5 protein-coding genes are annotated in these 3,352 nt (G+C 62.8%); all 5 read right to left on the bottom strand.

Features of this window, described 5'->3' with window-relative positions; translation table 11 throughout:
* Nucleotides 1–354, bottom strand: a 354-nt coding sequence (locus AC1DX0_RS33260) for a MaoC/PaaZ C-terminal domain-containing protein (protein ID WP_477358601.1), incomplete at its 3' end; no start/stop codon positions are given.
* Nucleotides 354–1,430, bottom strand: coding sequence for a Gfo/Idh/MocA family protein (locus tag AC1DX0_RS33255; RefSeq protein WP_477220932.1), 1,077 nt, complete (start codon nucleotides 1,428–1,430; stop codon nucleotides 354–356). The genes AC1DX0_RS33255 and AC1DX0_RS33260, both read right to left, overlap by 1 nt.
* Nucleotides 1,423–1,752: an L-rhamnose mutarotase gene (locus AC1DX0_RS33250; protein ID WP_477220933.1), complete on the bottom strand. Its 330-nt coding sequence runs from the start codon at nucleotides 1,750–1,752 to the stop codon at nucleotides 1,423–1,425. Before AC1DX0_RS33250 ends, AC1DX0_RS33255 begins: the two co-directional genes overlap by 8 nt.
* Before the next feature lie 10 nt (nucleotides 1,753–1,762).
* On the bottom strand, nucleotides 1,763–2,875 hold the full coding sequence (locus AC1DX0_RS33245) for a mandelate racemase/muconate lactonizing enzyme family protein (protein WP_477220934.1): 1,113 nt from the start codon (nucleotides 2,873–2,875) through the stop codon (nucleotides 1,763–1,765).
* 5 nt (nucleotides 2,876–2,880) lie between these two features.
* Nucleotides 2,881–3,352 (bottom strand): TOBE domain-containing protein (locus AC1DX0_RS33240; protein WP_477358599.1); only part of this gene is annotated, 472 nt, incomplete at its 5' end.

The following is a 3,352-nucleotide window of genomic DNA, read 5'->3' as shown; positions in this document are numbered from 1 at the left end:
TCCTGAACCCGGTCGCTTGGGATCGTCCTCCTTGGTGGTGATGGTGGTGCGCGTGCGGATCGTGTCGCCGATGAACACCGGCTTGGTGAAGCGCAGCCGGTCGTAGCCATAGGAGAAGGCGACGGGATTGACGATGCTGGCCGTCAGCCCGATGCCGACCGAGAACACCAGCGTGCCATGCGCGATGCGCTGGCCGAACGGTGTCGTCTTCATGTACTCGGCGTCCATGTGGTGCGGGAAGAAGTCGCCGGTGTGGCCGGCATGGACGATGAAGTCGGTCTCGGTGATGGTGCKGCCGCTGGTCAGCCGCGACGAGCCGATCTCGTAGTCCTCGAAATAGGTGATCTGTTCCATCAGGGTCTTTCCGCGATCGGCGTCGCCGGCGCCGCACTTGAACGATAGGCGGCTTCCACCAGCGCCATGGTGTTCCAGGCGTCCTCGACCGAACTGACCAACGCGTCGTCCTCGCCCGTGGCAAAGCGCTGCATATTGGCCATCCGGCCGACGAAGGCGTCGGGGAACCATTCACCGGCCAAGGGCACGGCAACCCAGTCCGTTCCACCCTTCGGATAGATCTCCAGAATATCCGGTTCGCCCCGGGGATAGTCGAGGTTGAGGCCGAGCTTGAGATAGGCGGCACCCTCTGTGCCGCAGATGCGGAATTCGCAGGCCTGGTGCCGGCGGCCGAATTTGTGGTCGTGGTTGATCGACAGTGCGCAGCGCACGGTGTCGCCATAGTCGAGAATGGCACTGGTGCGCGTCTGCGCCACCTTGTGGTTGGGATGGCCGAGTGTCTTGGCGTGCACGCCCTTGGGGTCGCCGAGTAATTGCCTGATGAGGTCGAGATAGTGGATCGAATGCATGGCGATCTCGACGCGCGGCGCCTTGAGCAGGAATTCCCACAATTCCCACGGCGTGGCCAGCGCCAGCCAGGCGTCGAAATCGACAACCTCGCCGAGCCAGCCCTTGGCGATGGCGTCCTTGAGCGCCAGCATCATCGGCGCGAAGCGGAGCTGGAAATTCACCGCCGCCTTGAGGTCCTTGGCGCGGCAGATTTCGAGGATTTCGGTCGCCTCGCCGAGATAGTTGCCCATCGGCTTCTGGATCAATGCGACCGCCCCGTCGGGGAGAGCCTTCAGGATATCGGCATGCCGTCCCGGCGGCGTCGCCAGATCGAAGATCGCATCCTTGACATCAGCAGCTTCATCGACTGAACGGAACGCCGTCACGCCCCATTTCCCGGCCAGGCTCTGCGCCTTGACCTGATCCGGATCATAGAGGCCGGCAATCGGGAACCCCGCCTTTCGGTAGGCAGGAAAATGCGCGTCGCCGACGATCGATCCGGCGCCGAAGGTGACGATCGGCCGGGGTTTTGAGGGTTTGGGCCAGGACTGGATGAGCGAGGCAGGGTCGAAACCGCCTTCAGTCATGATGGAAGACCTCGTCCATATCTGCCCACCATTCGCCCTCCTTGCGGGTCGTCAGCGGCTCCTGGCATGGCATGCAGACAGCCCACCATTCCTGCGTCCTTGGATCGGCGGCCATTCTGGCCATGTCGGCCGCATAGTCGATGCCGTGATATTCGAAAGTGGAAAACAACAGGTTCTCCGGCCGCTTCAGGTAGATCGAATAATTCCTGATGTTGCAGGCCGAGATCATGGTCAGCACGTCAGGCCAGACGGCGGCATGCAGGCGAACATACTCCTCGGCCTTTTCCGGCTTCAGCCCCAACACCATCCCCATCCGCTGCATATCCGTTCCCCTATTTCGTGATCGCCGTGGTGAATTCGGCGATGCTCATGGCCTTGACCGCGTCCCAGTCCCAGTCGATGCCGATGCCGGGCTCGTCGGGCGCCAACGCGTGGCCATCCTCGATGCGCATATGCTTGCCGGTCAACTCATCGAGTTGCGGAATGTACTCGACATATCGGCCGTTCTGAACAGCGCAGGTCAGGCTGACATGCAGTTCCATCAGGAAATGTGGGCAGACCGGAATGTCGAAGGCCTCCGCCGCATGCGCGATCTTGAGCCAAGGCGTGATGCCGCCGATGCGGCCGACATCGACCTGCACGATCGAGCAGGCGCCTTTCTGCATGTATTCGCGGAAATGGCGGATGGAATAGAGCGACTCGCCAATGGCAATCGGCGTCGGTGTCGAGTTCGACAGCCTGATATGCCCGTCAATGTCGTCGGCCGGCAGCGGCTCCTCGATCCAGGCAAGGTCGAGTTCGCGCAATCTCGCCGCGCGCCGGATCGCCTCGTCAACCGAAAAGCCCTGATTGGCGTCGGTCATGATCTCGTAGCCGTCGCCCACCGCCTTGCGCACCGCCGACAGGCGGGCGAGATCCTCAGACCCGTGCGGCCTGCCGATCTTCACCTTCGAACCGCGAAATCCCTTGGCCTTGGCCGCCAGCGCATCGTCGACAAGTGCGGCCGTCTCGATATGCAGCCAGCCGCCCTCTGTCGTGTAGAGCGGGCAGCGATCTTTGGCGCCGCCCGCCAGTTTCCACAGCGGCAGGTTCTGCTTCTTCGCTCGCAGGTCCCAAAGTGCGGTATCGATCGCCGCGATGGCGATTGCGGTGATCGCGCCGATCGTGGTGGCGTGCGTGGCGAATTCGAGATCGTGCCAGATCGCCTCGATCATGTCGGGGTCGCGGCCGATCAAGCGCGGCACCAGATGGTCGGACAAAAGCCGCATCACCGACGAACCACCAGTGCCAATCGTGTAGCTGTAGCCAGTGCCGACCGCGCCGTCGGAATCGGTGATGGTGACGATCGGCGTTTCCTGGCTGACGAAACTCTGGATGGCGTCGGTGCGCTTGACCTTGGGCACAAGGTCCACCATCCGCAGTTCGACTTTCTCGATTCTGGCCATGTCCGTCAGCTCCGCAATGTCTTTCCGGTGTCGGTGGCGAACAGATGCGCCTGCGACAGGTCGAGGCTCATGGCCACCCGCTCGCCCGGCCTAAGCGGCCTCGGGTTCAGCATGCGTGAGACCCAGTCGGTACCGTTGAATTCGACGAACACCAGCGTCTCGTTGCCGAGCGGCTCGGTGACCGTGACCGGCAGCTCGATCTGGTGGACGTCGGCAGCTCCGCCGGAACTGATGCCATGGCCAGCCGGATAGATGTCGTCGGGACGCAGCCCGAACACGACCTTGTCGCCGGTCGCGACATTGGCCTTGAACTGGCCGGGCAGGGGCAGCTTCTCGCCACTGGCGAAAACCATCTGGCCGTCCTCGATCGTTGCCTCATGCAAATTCATCGGCGGCGAGCCGATGAAGCCGGCAACGAAGCGTGTCGCCGGCCGCCTGAAGACTTCGTCGGGCGTGCCGACCTGTTCGATATGGCCG

This window comes from Mesorhizobium sp. P3_A9, assembly GCF_056402975.1.
Note: the sequence above shows the minus strand (reverse complement) of the source record. Positions and strands in the feature narration are given on the sequence as shown.

Coding starts and splice junctions, on each gene's coding strand:
- AC1DX0_RS33255 (WP_477220932.1), bottom strand. CDS start 1,430: ATGACTGAAGGCGGTTTCGACCCTGCCTCGCTCATCCAGTCCTGGCCC.
- AC1DX0_RS33250 (WP_477220933.1), bottom strand. CDS start 1,752: ATGCAGCGGATGGGGATGGTGTTGGGGCTGAAGCCGGAAAAGGCCGAG.
- AC1DX0_RS33245 (WP_477220934.1), bottom strand. CDS start 2,875: ATGGCCAGAATCGAGAAAGTCGAACTGCGGATGGTGGACCTTGTGCCC.